The sequence below is a fragment of the Nonomuraea fuscirosea genome, from assembly GCF_035917475.1.
Taxonomy (GTDB): Bacteria; Actinomycetota; Actinomycetes; order Streptosporangiales; family Streptosporangiaceae; genus Nonomuraea; species Nonomuraea fuscirosea.
Genome location: NZ_CP109074.1, coordinates 9,959,071 through 9,975,110 on the forward strand (window position 1 = coordinate 9,959,071; position 16,040 = coordinate 9,975,110).

The window sequence follows — 16,040 nt, forward strand, 5'->3', positions numbered from 1 at the left end:
CTCCGGATGGGACGGGTACTTCTCGCTGCCCCGCGCGGCTACTGCGCGGGCGTGGAACGCGCGATCATGACGGTGGAAGAGGCGCTGAGACGCTTCGGACCCCCCGTCTACGTGCGTAAACAGATCGTGCACAACACCTTCGTGGTCGACGACCTGACCCGGCGCGGCGCGGTCTTCGTCGAGGAGCTCGACGAGGTCCCCGACGGCGCGCTGGTCGTCTTCTCCGCCCACGGCGTCTCGCCCGCGGTGAAGGACGAGGCCGGGCTGCGCGGCCTGCGCTCGATCGACGCCACCTGCCCCCTGGTCACGAAGGTGCACAAGGAGGCCGCGCGGATGGCCGAAGAGGGCTACGAGATCGTCCTCATCGGCCACGCCGAGCACGAGGAGGTCGAGGGCACGGTCGGCGAGGCGCCTGAGCGCATCCACGTCGTGGATCCGGCCAGGCCGGACGACCTGGTGACGGCCGGCTCCGGCCGGATGAGCTGGCTGTCGCAGACCACGCTGGCCGTGGACGAGACCATGCGGGCCGTCTCGGCCCTGCGTGAACGCTTCCCCGGCCTGGTCGATCCGCCGAGCGACGACATCTGCTACGCCAGCCAGAACCGCCAGCAGGCGATCACCAGGATCGCGCCGGAGTGCGAGCTCGTCATCGTGGTCGGCTCGCCCAACTCCTCCAACAGCCGGCGGCTGGTCGAGGTCGCGCTCGACGCCGGCGCGGGCGCCGCCCACCTGGTCGACCGGGCCGGCGACGCCGACGAACGCTGGCTCGACGGTGTCACGACCGTCGGAGTGAGCTCCGGCGCGTCCGTGCCGGAGAGCCTGGTCGGCGACTTACTGGCCTGGCTCTCGGCCCGCGGATACGCCGACGTGGAGCAGGTGACGCTGACGGAGGAGACCCTCACGTTCTCGCTGCCGCTCGAACTCCGATCCTCCCGCAACCCTCGCTAGGTCCCATCCACAGATTGGCGGTGCACCACGATGACCGAAACCACGCACACCACGGCACCCGAGAACGGCAACGGGAACGGGCAGCTCAGCCTCAGTACCGACGCGGCCAAACAGCTCTCGACGACCACCAAGACGCCGCCGCAGATGCAGGAGATCACCAGCCGGTGGCTGCTGCGGCTGCTGCCGTGGGTGCAGTGCTCGGGCGGCGTGTTCAGGGTGAACCGGCGGCTGACGTACACGCTGGGCGACGGCCGGATCACCTTCACCACCACGGGCGCCGAGGTGCGGGTGATCCCGGCCGAGCTGACCGAGCTGCCCATGCTGCGCGGCTTCGACGACATGGAGGCGCTCGGAGCGCTGGCCGACCGGTTCAGCCAGCGCGAGGTGGAGGCGGGCGAGGAGATCGTCTCCGAGGGCGGCGAGGTGGACCGGCTCGTACTGATCGCGCACGGCCGGGTGGCCAAGGTCGGGCGCGGCTCGTACGGCGACGAACAGAACCTCGGCGTGCTGGCCGACGGCGACCACCTCGGCGAGCTGAGCCTGGCCGGGGGCGGCAGGCACGAGTTCTCGGCCCGCGCGAAGACGGCCACCACCGTGCTCACGCTCTCCCGCCAGGACTTCGAGCAGATCGCCGAGCAGGTCCCGGCGCTGCGCGAGCACGTCGAGCGCTGGCGTACCAGCGGCGACCGGAAGCAGAACGACTACGGCGAGGCCGCGATCAACATGTCGGCAGGCCATGTCGGCGAGGCCGTCCTGCCCGGCACGTTCGTGGACTACGAGCAGAGCCCGCGCGAGTACGAGCTGAGCGTGGCCCAGACGGTCCTGCGCGTGCACAGCCGCGTCTCCGACCTGTACAACCAGCCGATGAGCCAGCTCGACCAGCAGCTGCGCCTGACGATCGAGGCGCTGCGCGAGCGCCAGGAGCACGAGCTGATCAACAGCAGGGAGTTCGGGCTGCTGCACAACGCCGACTTCGGCCAGCGCATCCGCACCCGCTCCGGCCCGCCCACCCCCGACGACCTCGACGACCTGCTGGCGACCGTGTGGAAGGAGCCGTCGTTCTTCCTGGCCCACCCGCAGGCCATCGCCGCGTTCGGCCGCGAGTGCAGCAAGCGCGGCGTCTACCCGCAGTCGAGTGAGGTCAGCGGGCACCGCGTGCCGGCCTGGCGCGGCGTGCCCATCTTCCCGTGCAACAAGATCCCGGTCTCGGGCACCCGGACGACGTCCTTCCTGCTCATGCGCACCGGGCAGGAGAACCAGGGCGTCGTCGGCCTGCACCAGACCGGCATCCCCGACGAGTACCAGCCGAGCCTGTCGGTCCGGTTCATGAACATCAACGAGAAGGCGGTCATCTCCTACCTCGTCAGCGCCTACTACTCGGCCGCCGTGCTGGTGCCGGACGCGCTCGGCGTGCTGGAGGACGTCGAGCTCGGCCGCAACGGCTAGCAGCCACCCTTTCCCGTCAGGAGTTGGTGTGATGACAGCGGAGCCCGGCCAGAGGTCGAGCCTCGGCGCCCCGGCGGCGCGCAACCTGGCCACGACGACCAAGACGTCCCCCCAGATGCGGGAGATCTCCCCGCGCTGGCTGCTGCGGGTGCTCCCGTGGGTGGACGTCGCGGGCGGGGTCTACCGGGTGAACCGGCGGCTCACCTACCCGGTCGGCGGTGGCCGGGTGAGCTTCGCCAACACCGGGGCCAGGATCCACGTCGTCCCACCGACCCTGGCCGAGCTGCCGCCGCTGCACGGGCTGGCCGGCGACCCCGTGCTCGACCTGGTCGGCGAGCGGTTCGAGCAGCGGGAGTACGAGCGCGGCGACACGATCGTGCGGGCCGGACGGCCGGCGGACGAGCTGATCGTCGTCGCCCGCGGGCGGGTGCGGAGGTTCCGGGCGGGCGAGTACGGCGCCCGGGCCTTCGCCGGCATCCTGGCCGACGGCGACCACGCCGGCGCCGACGAACCCGCCCCTGGCGAGCCGTGGGACAGCACGCTGACGGCCGACACCGCCTGCACGGTGCTGTTCCTGCGCTGGGAGGAGCTGCGCGCGCTGAGCGAGCGGTCACCGGCGCTGCGCGACCGGCTCGCCGCCTACCGCGCCCGCCGGGCCGCGCCGCAGAACAGGTGGGGCGAGGCCGAGATCGCCACGGCCGCCGGGCACCGCGGCGAGGTGACGCTGCCGGGCACGTTCGCCGACTACGATCCGGGGCCGCGCGAGTACGAGCTGAGCGTCTCGCAGACCGTGCTGCGCGTGCACACCCGGGTCACCGACCTCTACAACGACCCGATGGACCAGAAGGAGGAGCAGCTGCGCCTGACCATCCAGGCGGTACGCGAGTCGCAGGAGCGCGAGATGATCGTCAACCGCGACTTCGGGCTGCTCCACCAGGCCCACCCCGGCCAGCGCGTGCACACCCGCACAGGCCCGCCGGGCCCCGACGACCTGGACGAGCTGCTGTGCCGCAGGAAGAAGTCCCGCTTCTACCTGGCCCATCCGCGCGCCGTCGCCGCCTTCCACCGCGAGTGCAGCGCCAGGGGCGTCTATCCCGACAGCGTCGAGATAGACGGCTCGCGGCTGACCGCGTGGCGCGGCGTGCCCATCCTGCCCTGCGACAAGATCCCGATCAGCCGGGACGGCACGACCTCGATCCTCGTCCTGCGCACCGGCGAGGAGGATCAGGGCGTCGTCGGCCTCCACCGCGGCGGCGTCCCCGGCGAGCGCGAGCCGGGGCTGAGCGTGCGCTTCACCGGCATCGACACGAGAGCCGTCGCGTCCTACCAGGTCAGCGCCTACTACTCGGTCGCGGTCCTGGTTCCGGACGCGCTCGGCGTGCTGGAGAACGTCGAGGTGGCGCGCTGACCGTTCACGTGAAGGAGCGATGATGTCCCAGCCGTTCGAACTGCCGGACTTCTACCAGCCGTATCCGGCCCGGCTCAACCCGCACCTGGACGAGGCCCGCGCCCACTCCAGGCGGTGGGCGCGCGACATGGGCATGCTGGAGGGCTCGGGCGTCTGGGAGGAGGCCGACCTCGACGCCCACGACTATCCGCTGATGTGCGCCTACACCCATCCCGACTGCGACGGCGCCGAGCTGAGTCTGATCACCGACTGGTACGTGTGGGTCTTCTTCTTCGACGACCACTTCCTTGAGGTCTTCAAGCGCACCGGTGACCTGAAGGGCGGCAAGACGTATCTCGACCGGCTGGCCGGGTTCATGCCGATGGGCTCGGACCTGACGGTGCCCGAACCGTCAGGTCCGGTGGAAGCCGGTCTGGCCGACCTGTGGCCGCGTACGGTGCCGGGCATGTCCGCCGACTGGCGGGCGCGGTTCGCGGAGAGCACCCGCAACCTGCTCGACGAGTCCCTGTGGGAGCTGGCCAACATCAACAGGGGCCGGGTGGCCAACCCGGTCGAGTACATCGAGATGCGGCGCAAGGTCGGCGGCGCCCCCTGGTCGGCCGGGCTCGTCGAGCACGCCGTGGCGGCCGAGGTGCCGGCCAGGATCGCGGCGTCGCGGCCGATGCGGGTGCTGCGCGACTCCTTCTCCGACGCCGTTCATCTGCGCAACGACCTGTTCTCCTATGAGCGTGAGGTCCGTGACGAGGGTGAGCTGAGTAACGGGGTGCTGGTGCTGGAGACGTTCCTCGGCTGCGGCACTCAGGAGGCCGCCGAGGCGGTCAACGACCTGCTGACCTCGCGGATGCAGCAGTTCGAGCACACGGCGGCGTTCGAGCTGGGGCCGCTGTTCGTGGAGCACGCCGTCGACCCGATCGGCGCGGCCGACGTGCTGGCGTACGTGAAGGGGCTGCAGGACTGGCAGTCGGGCGGGCACGAGTGGCACCTGCGCTCCAGCCGGTACATGAACGCGCGGGCCAGGGCGAGCCGGCCGCTCGGCATGTCGTCGGCGCTCGACCTGCTGGGCGCCAAGCGGCTGCGGAACTTCGCGCACGTGCCGTACCCGCGCGTGGGTCCCTCGCGCATCCCCGACCTGTACGTGCCCTTCGACCTGAAGCTGTCGCCGCATCTCGACCGGTCACGGCGGGAAACCGTGGACTGGTGCCGGGCGATGGGCATGCTGGAGCCGCAGCACGGGGTGGTCGGCACGGCGGTGTGGGACGAGGCGAAGCTGATCGACTACGACCTGCCGCTGTGCGCGGCGGGCCTGCATCCGGACGCCTCGCCGGAGGAGCTCGACCTGGCCTCGTTCTGGCTGGCCTGGGGCACGTACGGCGACGACTACTTCCCCGCCGTCTTCGGCGGGACCCGTAACCTGTCGGCGGCCAAGGTGAGCGTGGACAGGTTCAAGGAGCTCATGCCGCTCGACTGCTCCGCCCCGCCGCAGCCGGTCGGCGCGCTGGAGCGGGGGCTGGCCGACCTCTGGGCCAGGACGGCGGGGCCGATGCCGGTCGATGACCGCCGCGAGCTGCGTACGGCGGTCGAGGACATGTGCGCGTCCTGGCTGTGGGAGCTGGCCGGCGAGATCGCTCACCACATCCCCGACCCGGTGGACTACCTGGAGATGCGGCGGCACACCTTCGGCTCCAAGCTGACGATGAGCCTGTGCCGGTTGCGGCACTCGAAGGCGATCCCGAGGCAGTTCTACGCGGCCGGCCCGATGGTGGCGCTGGAGAACGCGATGATGGACGCCGGGATGCTGGTCAACGACATGTTCTCGTACCAGAAGGAGATCGAGTTCGACGGCGAGGTGCACAACGCCGTGCTGGTGGTGCAGAACTTCTTCGACTGCGACTACCCGACCGCGCTGGAGGTCGTCAACGACCTGATGGCCTCGCGGGTGCGGCAGTTCGAGCACATCGTGGCGCACGAGCTGCCGATCCTCTGCGCCGACTTCGGCCTCGACGCCGCCGCGCGGCAGGACCTCGACGCCTTCGTGGCCGAGCTGCGCGACTGGCTGGCGGGCGTCACCCACTGGCACCGCGAGTGCTCGCGCTACGACGAGCCGTCGCTGCTCCGTCACCACCGCTCGGCGCGGTGGCGGCTCGGCGGCCCCACGGGGCTGGGCAGCTCGGCCGCGATGATCGAGCTCACAGGGGCACGCGGTGGACCGTGGGCTGGTAGTACCACCCCATCATGCGCAGGAGCCGCCGCTGAGCCGGCGTGACGTTGTGCAGCCGGATCCAGCGTTGCCCGGCGGGCAGCATCGGCATGACCAGCACACGCAGACCTGACACGTCGATGAAGCTCAGCGCCCCGGTGTCGACGTCGACGTAGGGGCTGGGGCCATTCTGAACGACGGCGTTCCGCTCGGGGTCCTGGCGGCAGTTCGCCAGGACGCCGGCCAGCGCCGGACTGTTGGTGGCGTCGATCTCGCCGATCAGCGTGACGACCGGAGCCGCGGACGTCATCGCCACGGTGATGCTCAGCTGCCCGTCCTGGTAGAGCAGTCGCTGCTGGACGCTACACACTCCTCGCACCCCCCAACACGCACCTATGGGGGTCATATTGCCGAATTTCCTGAAATACAGGCTACACGAGGAATTAATTAATAGGCATTCTTCGCCGTGTTATGACCGTTTTTAGGGTGAATGTTGGTAGGTAGCGCTTTCCGAACAGGCGGGCCGTACCCGCGCCGGCTGCGGGCTTGACGGACACCGGCCTGTTCGGATTCGCGATCTACCGAGGACGGTGACCCGCCGCACCCGGCTCCGCGTACGCGACCGGCGCGGAGCACTCCGGCAAGGTGCCGCCACGAGGGGTTCGTGGCTGCCGGAGGGCCGTCACACCGGGGCGCGCGGACCTGGGCGTCGAGCCGCCGCCGTCCTCAGGCGATCAGTTGTTGTCGCCCACGTTCTCCAGGTTGCTGAGAGCGTTGAGGTCGATGTCCTGCAGGTGCAGGAAGGTAGCGATGTCGATGTACTTCACGGAGTCGTTGAGGACGTCGTTGGCCACCGTGGCGTCGTCGAGGATGCTCAGCTGGCTGAGGATCTGCTTGCCCTTGTTGAACGCGTTGGGACCGACGTCGGCCGAGGCGCTCGTGGCCGACATCCCGAACATGCAGCCCGCGATCGCTGCACCAGCGAGAATGCGACGGATCATTTGTTTGTTTCTCCTTCGTCGGAATCGGCGCGGGATGCGCGTCATCGTGAATCACTCGCACAGCACTGCGAGATTCCCTGAATAACAATCTCGCGGCCCGTCGGCGCGCCGCAACCCGAGCACGCTAAGTCAAAGTCAAATACCCGCCCCATTTCCTTGGCTGCCGATCATCCCCAGTCGGGATATGTCCGAGTGATCCTGATATGCCCGGGGCGGCATGACGGCAATTTTTCATCTTATGCCCATACACACACCCCGCCTGACCAAAGGGCGTTTTATCCGCATAGGGATGGAGGAATGCTAGCGGTAGAGCGCCGTGACCACGGGCTCGGCGTAAACGAGTCGAGGAGCGCTGAATATGCCATGAACGGAATAAGGCCGGTGCTGCTGACCGTACTGGCAGGCACACTTGTCAGCACGTTTCCCGGCACCGCGGTGGCGGCCGTCGACGCTTGTCCCGCGCAAATATGCCGGCCCGTCGCGGCGATACGGTCAGGAGCCGGGGCCATCGCGGCGCGGGCGGCGATGGAGATGATCGGAATTCCCTATTCGTGGGGCGGCGGCGGGGTGCGCGGGCCCGGATTCGGAATCGGGAAAGGCGCCAAGACGCTCGGCTTCGACTGCTCGGGCCTGACGGAGTACGCCTGGGCACGGGCGGGGGTGCTCATCGGCACGACCACGCACGAGCAGTGGCGCTCGGGGATCCGCGTTTCCAAGGAGGAGGTGGAGCCGGGGGATCTGGTCTTCTACGACAACGACCCGGGCAGTCCGGGGCCCGAGCACGTCGCCGTGGCGGTGGACGCGACGCGGATGGTGCACGCGCCGTACACGGGGCAGGTCGTCCGGGTGGACGCGCTGGATCGGCGGACCTTCATGGGCGTGATCCGGCCCAGCGAGACCTCGGCGAACCTCGACCCGCCGGCCTGAGAAAACGACGATCGCGCGGCCCGGGGTCGTCCTGCAGTGATCGACCCGGACCGCGCGATGCGCGTAGCTCGGTGCGCACCAAGCCAGTGCCGTGGTCGCGATGTCCACGGCCCGTACATTCGGCCTACCTCAAGGCACCAGAAAGACGATCTTGGCCGGGCGGGCTCTCCGCATATTCGGAAAGCCGCCGATCACCTTCCTGCCTACGCCATGTGAGGAGTCGTCAGTTGTTGTCGCCGGAGTTCTCCACGTTGCTCAGGACGTCGGCGTCGATGTCCTGCAGGTGGGCGATGGTCAGCACGTCGACGTACTTGACGGAGTCGTTCAGGACGTCGTTCAGCGCGGTCAGGTCGTCCAGGATGCTGAACTGGCTCAGAATGCTCTGCCCGCTGTTGTTCGGGTTGGGGCCGACGCCGGCCGAGGCCGCGGACGCGGAGAAACCGAGAGCGACGGCCGCGATTGCTGCACCGGCGAGAATGCGACGGATCATGTGTGCTTTCCTCCATGGATCGGCGCGGAAATCCCGACGCCATAGTCGTTTGTGCAGGGCTGTGAGGTGCCGCCAATAACAATCGCGGCAGGCAGCAAGAACCGCAACTCATTTGGCCCTGCCGGAGGCCGAGCCGGAACCCCTCTTTCTTGGCACGGTGTTTTCACGCCCGTCGACCGCGCCCGGCATTTACACGCCAACGCCAGGCCGGGAATCGACATCTGTTTTGGCTCTCCACGAGAATGCCCGCCTATCGGCTCACCACCGGTTAGGCAAGGATCGCCCGAAACTTGAATATCGCCCTACGCCCTGCGGTGTATCCGGACGACCGCCCGAGGGGGGACGTCACGAGCGGACGGAGCGGTGAGGATGGCCGCCTGGACCAGGAAAGGAGGCGGGTGAGATGCGGCCGCGAATGAGGAAGACGATCCTGGTCATCCACGTCATCGCTTCGGTCGCGCTGGTCGGGGAGGTGTGGGGGCTGGTCGTGCTGAATACGGCGGCGACGCTGGCGAACGATCCCGCGTTGACGCACTCGGCCTATCGGATGATGTCGCCGCTGGTGTTCGCGGGCGGGATACCGCTCAGCCTCATCGCATTGACCAGCGGCATAACACTGGGCCTGACCAGCCATTGGGGGGTGTTCCGCCATTACTGGGTGGTGGGCAAGCTGGTGCTGCTGCTGGCCGTGGTCGGCGTGGGCATGTTCCTGTTCGATCCGGAGGGAATGGCCGCCGCCACCTCGGGCGGCCGGTCCGTGGCGGAGGCGCGGCAGTGGGGCCAGGTGGCGGCGCTGGGCGCCCAGATCGTCATGCTGATGACGGCCACGACACTCTCGGTCTTCAAACCACGCCGCAGAATCCGCGTGACCGGGAGCGGGGACCTGGAGTGACTGGCGTGTCCGGGACCGGCGTGGCGCGACCGGGACCGGGGTCGTCAGGGGCTGTCGCCGAGCCGGTCGAGGGCCGCTGACAGCCGGCGCAGCGCCTCCAGGCAGTCTCGTGCCGTCTCCACGCCCAGCTCCCCCACGAGCCGGTCGGCGAACTCCTGATGGCCGGGGATGATCTCGGCGATGGCCGCCCGCCCCTCGGCGGTGGGCCGCAGCAGCTTGGCCCGCCGGTGCGCGGGGTTGGGCCGGTATTCGGCCAGCCCCCGCTCGACCAGCAGGTCCGCGATCCGTTGCACGCCCTGCCTGGTCATCCCCATGACGCGGGCGATCCCGGCGACGGGCAGGGGCTCGTCCAGCACGGCTCCGAGCACCTGCCACCACGCCGCCGTCATCCCGGCCGGCCGGGCCAGCCCCTCGGCGACGTGCAGGAACTGCCCGTTGAGCCGGAACGACCCCAGCGCCATCCCCGACAACAGCTCGGCAGTCTCGCTCATGCGGCCGCCAGCACCTCGAACGCCGTGGCGTCGCTGTGCCCGAACAGCCGGAACCAGGCGTCCAGCACCTCGGGCCGGTAGACGTCGAGCCGCCGGAAGATCTCCCTGGCGAAGGCCACCGGCTCGGTCGGCCCGGCCGTGATGAGATCGCCCCCGAGCACCGCGTCCCGGTCGAGGTAGCGCCCGGCTCCGGCGTAGCCCTGCTGCGCCTGGAGGTAGTGCACCACGGCGCTGGTGTGGTCGCGCTCGTCGAGCAGCCCCTCGCGGGCCAGCCCCGCCGTGGCTCCGCAGATGGCCGCCACCGGCACGCCCGCGCCGAGGAACTCCCCCGCCTTGCGGGCGAACGGCGCGAGCGAGTCGCCCGCGTCCCACAGGTCGGCGCCGGGCAGGATGAGCAGCGCGCTGCCGGCCGGCGACAGGTCGCCGAGCGCGAGGTCGGGCGTGAGGCGCACGCCGCCCATGGTGACGACGGGGTCGCGGGTCAGGCCGACCGTGACGATCTCGTATCCGCCGGGCTCGCGCATGTAGCGGCCGTTGCGCAGGTGTGCCGTCGCGTGACCGGTCTCCCAGTCGGCGAGCGTGTCGTAGACGGCGTGGTGCACGATTCGCTTCATGACAGCATCTTGTCATTTCGACAGTATGTTGTCAATGCGATCCCATGCGAGGATAGTCGTCATGGCAGAGATCGTCGGCGGCGGACGCCCGGTGAACGACGCGGAGCGGCGTGTGATCGCCTATCTGCGCGACCACGCGCCCGGCGACTGGCTGCTGCTGCACAACGTCGAGGTCCCGCGCGGCCACGACGTGTTCGAGGTCGACCTGATCGTGCTGACCGGCCACTCGCTCGTCGTCGTCGACGTCAAGGGCACCAGGGGCCGCATCGAGGTGTCCGGCACCCGCTGGTTCCCCCCGCGCAGGGAGGCGTTCGGCTCCCCCGTGGCCAAGCTACGGGGCACGGCGAAGGCGCTCAAGGGCCTGCTGGTGTCCAGGGCCACCCAGCTCGAACGGGTCTACGTCGACAGCCTGGTCGTGCTCACCTCGCCCGACGCCGAGCTGATCGACCCGGCCGGGCGCGACGCGGTCAACGTCACCGACCTGCCGGGCCTGCTGGCCACGCTGAGCGACGTCTCCCGGGTCAGGCGCGGGTGCAGCCCCGACGCGAAGCCGTACCTGACGGCGATCCTCGACTCGCTCAACCAGACCGTGCGCCGCAGCACCGCGCCGCCCAGGTTCGGCAACTGGGAGGTCGAGGAACAGCTCGGCGGCGACGCCAAGGTCACCGAATACCGCGCGTTCAACGCCACGCTGCCGGGCAGTGAGACTGTGCTGCTGCGGGTCTACCAGGCCGATCCGCTGGCCGACCACGAGTCGCGGGCGGCCGAACGGCAGCGCATCGCCAACGCCTACCAGTCGCTGGCCAGGATCCCGCCCCATCCGTGCGTGGTGCGCTCGCGCGACTTCTTCGCCATCGACGACGAGAGCCGGTTCGTGCTGGTGCTCGACGACGTCCACGGCCAGGCGCTGCACCTGGCGATGGGCAAGGGCGCCGCCCCGATGCCGGTGATCCAGGACCTGCTGCGCGGGCTGGCGCACGCGCACGCCAACGGCGTCGTCCACCGCGCGCTGACCCCGGCGTCCCTCCTGGTCACCGACGCCGGGCACGCCGTGCTGACCGGGTTCGACTACGCCAAGCCGGGGCCGCGCAACTACACCGTGGCCCACGAGCTGGGCAACGTGCTCGACGCCCACTACGTGGCGCCCGAGTGCCAGGAGCGGCCCGATCAGATGACGACCGCCTCCGACGTCTACGCGGCCGGCGCCATCGCCTACCAGCTCCTCACCGGCCAGCTGCCGACCAGCGCCGACGCCCACGGCGGCCCCGACGTGCCCGACGTGGTCCGCCGGATGCTCGACCACTCACCCGCCAAGCGGCCCACGGCCGAGCAGGCGCTGGAGTCGCTGCGCAGCACGCCGCAGCAGGGGTCGAAGATCAGGCGGCTCGTCCGCCGGATCGTCTCCGGCTCCTGACGAACACCGGCACCCCTCGCCGAAGACGACGACCGCCCGCGCATGCCGCCGGATCCGCACAACCCGCCGGAGATGACGATCGCTGTCGTCCCGCCGGCGACGACGATCCGACGGGGCGCCTAAGGCCGGACTACGCGGACGTGATCGTGTCGAGGATGTCGATCACGTAGAGCATGGGCAGCTCTCCCGGCGACGGCACGGCCACCCGGCTGCCCACGTGCTGCCCGGTCAGCGCCTTGACCCAGGACACGGGCGCGGCGCCGGCCTCCAGCGTGTACGCGCTCGGCCCGCCCCGCCGGTAGGAGGAGTCCACCACGGTCCGCGACGGCCAGGACGCGGCCACGTACTGGACGACCACCTTCGCGCCGGCCTCCACGCGCGGCCCCGACCCGTCGATGAGCGTACGCGGCGGCTCCGACGGCGTGAGGTCGGCCGGGACCACCGGCAGCGCGCGGCCGACGAGCCGGGCGTCGGGCGGGTAACCGCCCAGGATGTCGAAGACGAGCACCAGCGTGTCGGCGGGCGAGAGGCCGCCCAGCGGCACGTTCGGGCCCGTCGCCTCGCCGGCCGGGCTGACCAGCATGACCCGGCTGCCCGCCGGCCGCCCGATGAGGGCCTGCCGCCAGGTCTCCGACACCTGCCGGCCGTCGAAGACGACCGTGGTGGGCTGGTTGCCGTCCCAGGTGCTCAGATAGGGACGATTGCCCGACCAGCGCCGGATGTCCACGTCGGCGAGCACCACGTCACCGGGCACCGTACGCCGTCCGCTGCCCATCGACAGCACCGTGATCCGCGGCGTGCGCCCCGGCTGGCCCATGGGTATGGAGACGTTCGGCTTGCTGCCGAACCGCCCCGTCACGACGGGTTGCGTGCCCTCTTCCGCCACCCCGCACGTGGTGGCGAGCATGAGGAGGGCAGGCCAGAACAGACGCACGATTTCCTCCAGGACCAGATCCGAAGGAGTTACTTGCCGTAAGTGTCCAAAGGAAAGCTTCGGGGCGCGCCATCTCACGACAAACTTGGAACGTGAGTGAGGGGATCATCGGACGCGGCCCGCTGACGGGCCCGCGCAAGGAGAGCCTGTGAGCAAGCCCAACCTCGCGCGGCGGGTCGCCGAGGCGGCCGAGATCGCGTTGACCACCCGGAAGTACGTGACGTTCATCGACGTGGTGACCGCTCTGCGCTGGCTGCACACCCGGCACGTGGACACCTGGCGGCAGGGCAGGGCGGCCACGCTGGCCGAGCTGGCGGCGGTCGACGAGGACCGCCTGCTGGCCACGGCCGGCCTGCTGCGCGACTGGGCGCGGGCCAAGGGGCTCAAGCCGGTCGACACCCCCTACGTCGCGGGCACGCGGGACCGCCGCGAGCTGCGCTTCACCGCCGCGCACGCGCAGGAGCCGTTCCGGGTGCACTGGCTCTCGCCCGACCTCAGCGAGGCCAGGGTGCGCCGGCTCACCGAGGCGCAGAGCAAGGCGCCCGACCTGGTGGCGGTGTCCCCGCTCGACGACTGGACGTGCGCGTCCTGCGCCGGCACCGGCCCCTACCTGATCATGGAGGACGATGCGCCCCACTGCCTGACCTGCGCGGACATGGACCACCTGGTGTTCCTGCCGTCGGGCAACGCCGCGCTCAGCCGCCGCGCCAAGCAGGAGAGCGGCCTGTCTGCGGTGGTGGTCCGCTACAACCGGCGGCGCCGGCTCTACCAGCGCCAGGGCCTGCTGGTGGAGGAGGCCCCGCTCGCCGCCGCCGAGGACCGGTGCCTGGCCGACGAGGAGGTACGGCTGCGCCGCCGCGAGCGCGACCGCGTCCGCAGAGCGGATCAGGACGTCGAGTTCCAGGCACGGATGGCGGCCGAGATCGCCCGGCTGTTCCCCGGCTGCCCCGAGGAGCGGGCGCGGGAGATCGCCGAGCACGCCGGCCTGCGCGGCAGCGGCCGGGTCGGCAGGTCGGCGGCGGCCAGGGCGCTCGACGAGAACGCCATCACCCTGGCCGTCATCGCCTCGGTCCGGCACCTCGACACCGACTACGACAGCCTGCTCATGTCCGGCGTGCCGCGGATGGAGGCCAGGGAGCGGATCAGAGGAGCCATCGAGCGCAAGCTCGAAGAGTTCCGCGTCCCACGCTAATGTCGAAAACATGAGCGATTGGCACGACGTGAGGCGAGAGCTGCGCGCGTTCGCGCTCGGCCTGCCCGAGAGCCACGAGGATCATCCCTGGGGCGAGACGGTCATCAAGGTGAACAAGAAGGTCTTCCTGTTCCTCGGGATCGACGAGCGGACCGAGAAGTGGGACCCGACCTTCGGGGTGAAGCTGCTGTCGGAGACCCATGGCCACGCGCTGACGGTCGAGGGGGCCAAGCCGAGCGGTTACGGGCTGGGCAAGGCCGGGTGGGTGACCGTGCCGTTCCTGGCCGAGCTGCCCGAGACCGAGGTGCTGCTCGACTGGGTCGAGGAGAGCTACCGTGCCATCGCGCCCAAGCGCGCGGTCAAGGAGCTCGACCTCAGGTGACAGCCGGACGGGGCCGGTTACGGAGCGGGAACGGCGATGAGTGATCTACAGGACCGGATTCAGCGTCACCTCGACACGCTCGTCGGCGCCGGCGTGGAGACGGGCGTGCAGGTCGCCGTCTATCAGGACGGCGCGCTGATCGTCGACGCGGTGGCCGGCCCGGCCGATCCGGTCATCGGCCGGCCGCTCACCTCGCGTACGCCGATCTTCAGCTTCTCCACCGGCAAGAACATGGCCGCGACGCTCGCTCACATGCTCGTCGCGCGCGGTTTCCTCGGCTACGACAGCCTGGTGGAGGATCATTGGCCCGAGTTCGGCGTACGCGGCAAGGCCACGACGACGCTGCGCCACGTCCTGACCCACACGACCGGTCTTCCCGCCATGCCGCGCGAGATCACTCCGGCCGAGCTGCCCGACTGGTCCAGGGTGTGCGCGGCCCTGGCCGCGGCCGAGCCGCGCTGGCGACCCGGCGCCGCCATGGGCTATCACGCCTACACCTTCGGCCATCTCGTCGGTGAGCTGGCGCGCCGCACCACCGGGCGGCCGATGGGCGAGCTGCTGCATGAGTGGATCACCGCGCCGCTCGGCATCGAGGGGCAGCTCTTCTTCGGCGCTCCGCCGGAGTCGCTGCCGGGGCCGGCCCGCCTGGAGCAGCGGGCGGAGCAGTGGCCCGCCGTCCCGGACGACGGTGACGCGATCCTCGCGCCTTGGGAGAGCGGGCCGCGGGCGGACTTCGGCAACGACGAGGCGATCCTGCGCGCCGACATACCGTCGGTGGGCAGCGCCACCGCGCACGGCCTCGCCGCGATGTTCGACGCCCTGCTGCGGGGCGAGCTCGTGGGCTCCGCGCAGTTGGAAGAACTGTGCGCGCCCGCGTACGAGGGCGTGGACCAGGTCTTCGGCACTCCGGCGCGGATGGCGCTGGGCTTTCCGATCGGCCGGATCGGCGCGCCCGCCGCGGAGAGATCGGTGGCGTTCGGCTGGCCGGGTGGGGGCGGCAGCTACGCCTACGCCGACCCCGCGCGCGGCGTCGCGTTCGCGCTGACGAAGACCCGGCTCGTCCCGAACTTCGACACCGCGCTCTCGGTCACCACGATTCTGTCGGACCATCTCGCCAGAATGACCTGAGCCGCCTTCGTCTAAACCACCACCAGGAGAGATCATGTCCACTCCCACCACCGGCGACCCGGCCGTGCCGCAGACCATCCTCGGCCCCTTCTCCACGCCGGATGCCAGTCCGACGCCGTGGGAGGAGACGGAGTGGGCGCTGCGCCGGATCCAGAAGTTCCAGCTCTGCACGGTGCGCCGGGACGGCCGCCCGCACGTGACACCACTCGTGGCGATCTGGGCGTTCGGCGCGATGTGGTTCATCACCGGCGAGAACGAGCAGAAGGCCAAAAACCTCAGCGCCAACCAGCACTGCGCCCTGACCAGCGGAACCGACACCCTGACCAGCACCAACTACGTCATCGAGGGCACCGCGAGCCTGGTCACCGACCAGGACACCCGGCACGCAGCCGCGACCGCGTTCGAGCAGTCCTACGGCTGGCAGTTCACCCGCGAGGACGGAACCTGGTACCAGCTGGGCGACCGCGTCCGGGCCGGAGCCGTCCAGCTCTACCGGGTCCAGCCGGACAAGGCGTTCGCCTTCGCCGACGGGAAGCGGTCGTCCCAGACGCGTTACCTGTGGCGCTGACGGCCGCC

The 16,040-nt window shown here is 70.3% G+C and carries 17 protein-coding genes; 11 read left to right on the forward strand and 6 right to left on the reverse strand.

The window, feature by feature from the left end; genetic code table 11:
• The first annotated feature begins 6 nt into the window (after window positions 1-6).
• Genes OIE67_RS45675 through OIE67_RS45690 form a run of 4 tightly spaced genes read left to right on the forward strand, consistent with a single transcriptional unit; the run spans window position 7 to window position 6,065 of the window.
• Window positions 7-948: a 4-hydroxy-3-methylbut-2-enyl diphosphate reductase gene (locus OIE67_RS45675; RefSeq protein ID WP_326632342.1), complete on the forward strand. Its 942-nt coding sequence runs from the start codon at window positions 7-9 to the stop codon at window positions 946-948.
• Window positions 949-978: 30 nt separating this feature from the next.
• On the forward strand, window positions 979-2,394 hold the full coding sequence (locus OIE67_RS45680) for a family 2B encapsulin nanocompartment shell protein (RefSeq protein ID WP_326632343.1): 1,416 nt from the start codon (window positions 979-981) through the stop codon (window positions 2,392-2,394).
• 31 nt (window positions 2,395-2,425) lie between these two features.
• A complete protein-coding gene (locus OIE67_RS45685; RefSeq protein WP_326632345.1) occupies window positions 2,426-3,802 on the forward strand; it encodes a family 2B encapsulin nanocompartment shell protein in 1,377 nt (458 codons plus the stop codon).
• A 19-nt stretch (window positions 3,803-3,821) separates the two neighbouring features.
• Window positions 3,822-6,065 carry a terpene synthase family protein gene (locus OIE67_RS45690; RefSeq protein ID WP_326632347.1) on the forward strand — a complete coding sequence of 748 codons (2,244 nt, stop codon included), beginning with the start codon at window positions 3,822-3,824 and terminating at the stop codon, window positions 6,063-6,065.
• Here the strand turns inward: OIE67_RS45690 and OIE67_RS45695 are convergent.
• Together OIE67_RS45695 and OIE67_RS45700 are read right to left on the reverse strand one after the other, a co-directional pair.
• Window positions 5,989-6,369 carry an STAS domain-containing protein gene (locus OIE67_RS45695; RefSeq protein WP_326632349.1) on the reverse strand — a complete coding sequence of 127 codons (381 nt, stop codon included), beginning with the start codon at window positions 6,367-6,369 and terminating at the stop codon, window positions 5,989-5,991. The two genes, OIE67_RS45690 and OIE67_RS45695, sit on opposite strands and share 77 nt — an antisense overlap.
• Before the next feature lie 364 nt (window positions 6,370-6,733).
• A complete protein-coding gene (locus OIE67_RS45700) occupies window positions 6,734-7,000 on the reverse strand; it encodes a hypothetical protein (RefSeq protein WP_326632351.1) in 267 nt (88 codons plus the stop codon).
• Window positions 7,001-7,363: 363 nt separating this feature from the next.
• Here OIE67_RS45700 and OIE67_RS45705 point away from each other — a divergent pair, with 363 nt between their 5' ends.
• Complete coding sequence (locus tag OIE67_RS45705) at window positions 7,364-7,927, forward strand: C40 family peptidase (protein ID WP_326632352.1); 564 nt, start codon at window positions 7,364-7,366, stop codon at window positions 7,925-7,927.
• A gap of 223 nt (window positions 7,928-8,150) precedes the next feature.
• On the opposite strand, the gene OIE67_RS45710 is transcribed toward OIE67_RS45705, so the two are convergent.
• On the reverse strand, window positions 8,151-8,417 hold the full coding sequence (locus tag OIE67_RS45710; RefSeq protein ID WP_326632354.1) for a hypothetical protein: 267 nt from the start codon (window positions 8,415-8,417) through the stop codon (window positions 8,151-8,153).
• A 403-nt stretch (window positions 8,418-8,820) separates the two neighbouring features.
• Between OIE67_RS45710 and OIE67_RS45715 the strand changes: the two genes are divergently transcribed.
• Window positions 8,821-9,309, forward strand: a complete 489-nt coding sequence (locus OIE67_RS45715; protein ID WP_326632356.1) for a hypothetical protein — start codon at window positions 8,821-8,823, stop codon at window positions 9,307-9,309.
• A gap of 44 nt (window positions 9,310-9,353) precedes the next feature.
• Here the strand turns inward: OIE67_RS45715 and OIE67_RS45720 are convergent, their stop codons facing one another.
• Together OIE67_RS45720 and OIE67_RS45725 are read right to left on the reverse strand one after the other, a co-directional pair.
• Window positions 9,354-9,800 carry a MarR family winged helix-turn-helix transcriptional regulator gene (locus OIE67_RS45720; protein ID WP_326632358.1) on the reverse strand — a complete coding sequence of 149 codons (447 nt, stop codon included), beginning with the start codon at window positions 9,798-9,800 and terminating at the stop codon, window positions 9,354-9,356.
• Window positions 9,797-10,414, reverse strand: coding sequence for a DJ-1/PfpI family protein (locus OIE67_RS45725; protein ID WP_326632360.1), 618 nt, complete (start codon window positions 10,412-10,414; stop codon window positions 9,797-9,799). The genes OIE67_RS45720 and OIE67_RS45725 overlap by 4 nt, the downstream gene beginning before the upstream one ends.
• A 61-nt stretch (window positions 10,415-10,475) precedes the next feature.
• Here OIE67_RS45725 and mads6 point away from each other — a divergent pair, with 61 nt between their 5' ends.
• Complete coding sequence (gene mads6 / locus OIE67_RS45730) at window positions 10,476-11,828, forward strand: methylation-associated defense system protein kinase MAD6 (RefSeq protein ID WP_326632362.1); 1,353 nt, start codon at window positions 10,476-10,478, stop codon at window positions 11,826-11,828.
• A 130-nt stretch (window positions 11,829-11,958) separates the two neighbouring features.
• On the opposite strand, the gene OIE67_RS45735 is transcribed toward mads6, so the two are convergent.
• Complete coding sequence (locus OIE67_RS45735; RefSeq protein ID WP_326632365.1) at window positions 11,959-12,762, reverse strand: FKBP-type peptidyl-prolyl cis-trans isomerase; 804 nt, start codon at window positions 12,760-12,762, stop codon at window positions 11,959-11,961.
• A 148-nt stretch (window positions 12,763-12,910) separates the two neighbouring features.
• On the opposite strand from OIE67_RS45735, the gene OIE67_RS45740 reads away from it, so the two are divergent.
• From OIE67_RS45740 to OIE67_RS45755, 4 genes are read left to right on the forward strand one after another with little or no spacing between them, the layout of a single operon-like run.
• Window positions 12,911-13,954 carry a DUF2293 domain-containing protein gene (locus tag OIE67_RS45740; RefSeq protein ID WP_326632367.1) on the forward strand — a complete coding sequence of 348 codons (1,044 nt, stop codon included), beginning with the start codon at window positions 12,911-12,913 and terminating at the stop codon, window positions 13,952-13,954.
• Window positions 13,955-13,964: 10 nt separating this feature from the next.
• On the forward strand, window positions 13,965-14,336 hold the full coding sequence (locus tag OIE67_RS45745) for an MmcQ/YjbR family DNA-binding protein (RefSeq protein ID WP_326632369.1): 372 nt from the start codon (window positions 13,965-13,967) through the stop codon (window positions 14,334-14,336).
• Between the two features lie 36 nt (window positions 14,337-14,372).
• Window positions 14,373-15,464, forward strand: a complete 1,092-nt coding sequence (locus OIE67_RS45750; RefSeq protein WP_326632371.1) for a serine hydrolase domain-containing protein — start codon at window positions 14,373-14,375, stop codon at window positions 15,462-15,464.
• A gap of 34 nt (window positions 15,465-15,498) precedes the next feature.
• A complete protein-coding gene (locus OIE67_RS45755) occupies window positions 15,499-16,032 on the forward strand; it encodes a pyridoxamine 5'-phosphate oxidase family protein (RefSeq protein ID WP_326632373.1) in 534 nt (177 codons plus the stop codon).
• Window positions 16,033-16,040: the final 8 nt, after the last annotated feature.

Excerpts from the sequence above, each read along its gene's own strand:
- OIE67_RS45675 (WP_326632342.1), top strand. The coding sequence starts at position 7 with ATGGGACGGGTACTTCTCGCTGCCCCGCGCGGCTACTGCGCGGGCGTG.
- OIE67_RS45680 (WP_326632343.1), top strand. The coding sequence starts at position 979 with ATGACCGAAACCACGCACACCACGGCACCCGAGAACGGCAACGGGAAC.
- OIE67_RS45685 (WP_326632345.1), top strand. The coding sequence starts at position 2,426 with ATGACAGCGGAGCCCGGCCAGAGGTCGAGCCTCGGCGCCCCGGCGGCG.
- OIE67_RS45690 (WP_326632347.1), top strand. The coding sequence starts at position 3,822 with ATGATGTCCCAGCCGTTCGAACTGCCGGACTTCTACCAGCCGTATCCG.
- OIE67_RS45700 (WP_326632351.1), bottom strand. The coding sequence starts at position 7,000 with ATGATCCGTCGCATTCTCGCTGGTGCAGCGATCGCGGGCTGCATGTTC.
- OIE67_RS45705 (WP_326632352.1), top strand. The coding sequence starts at position 7,364 with ATGAACGGAATAAGGCCGGTGCTGCTGACCGTACTGGCAGGCACACTT.
- OIE67_RS45710 (WP_326632354.1), bottom strand. The coding sequence starts at position 8,417 with ATGATCCGTCGCATTCTCGCCGGTGCAGCAATCGCGGCCGTCGCTCTC.
- OIE67_RS45715 (WP_326632356.1), top strand. The coding sequence starts at position 8,821 with ATGCGGCCGCGAATGAGGAAGACGATCCTGGTCATCCACGTCATCGCT.
- OIE67_RS45720 (WP_326632358.1), bottom strand. The coding sequence starts at position 9,800 with ATGAGCGAGACTGCCGAGCTGTTGTCGGGGATGGCGCTGGGGTCGTTC.
- OIE67_RS45725 (WP_326632360.1), bottom strand. The coding sequence starts at position 10,414 with ATGAAGCGAATCGTGCACCACGCCGTCTACGACACGCTCGCCGACTGG.
- mads6 (WP_326632362.1), top strand. The coding sequence starts at position 10,476 with ATGGCAGAGATCGTCGGCGGCGGACGCCCGGTGAACGACGCGGAGCGG.
- OIE67_RS45745 (WP_326632369.1), top strand. The coding sequence starts at position 13,965 with ATGAGCGATTGGCACGACGTGAGGCGAGAGCTGCGCGCGTTCGCGCTC.
- OIE67_RS45750 (WP_326632371.1), top strand. The coding sequence starts at position 14,373 with ATGAGTGATCTACAGGACCGGATTCAGCGTCACCTCGACACGCTCGTC.
- OIE67_RS45755 (WP_326632373.1), top strand. The coding sequence starts at position 15,499 with ATGTCCACTCCCACCACCGGCGACCCGGCCGTGCCGCAGACCATCCTC.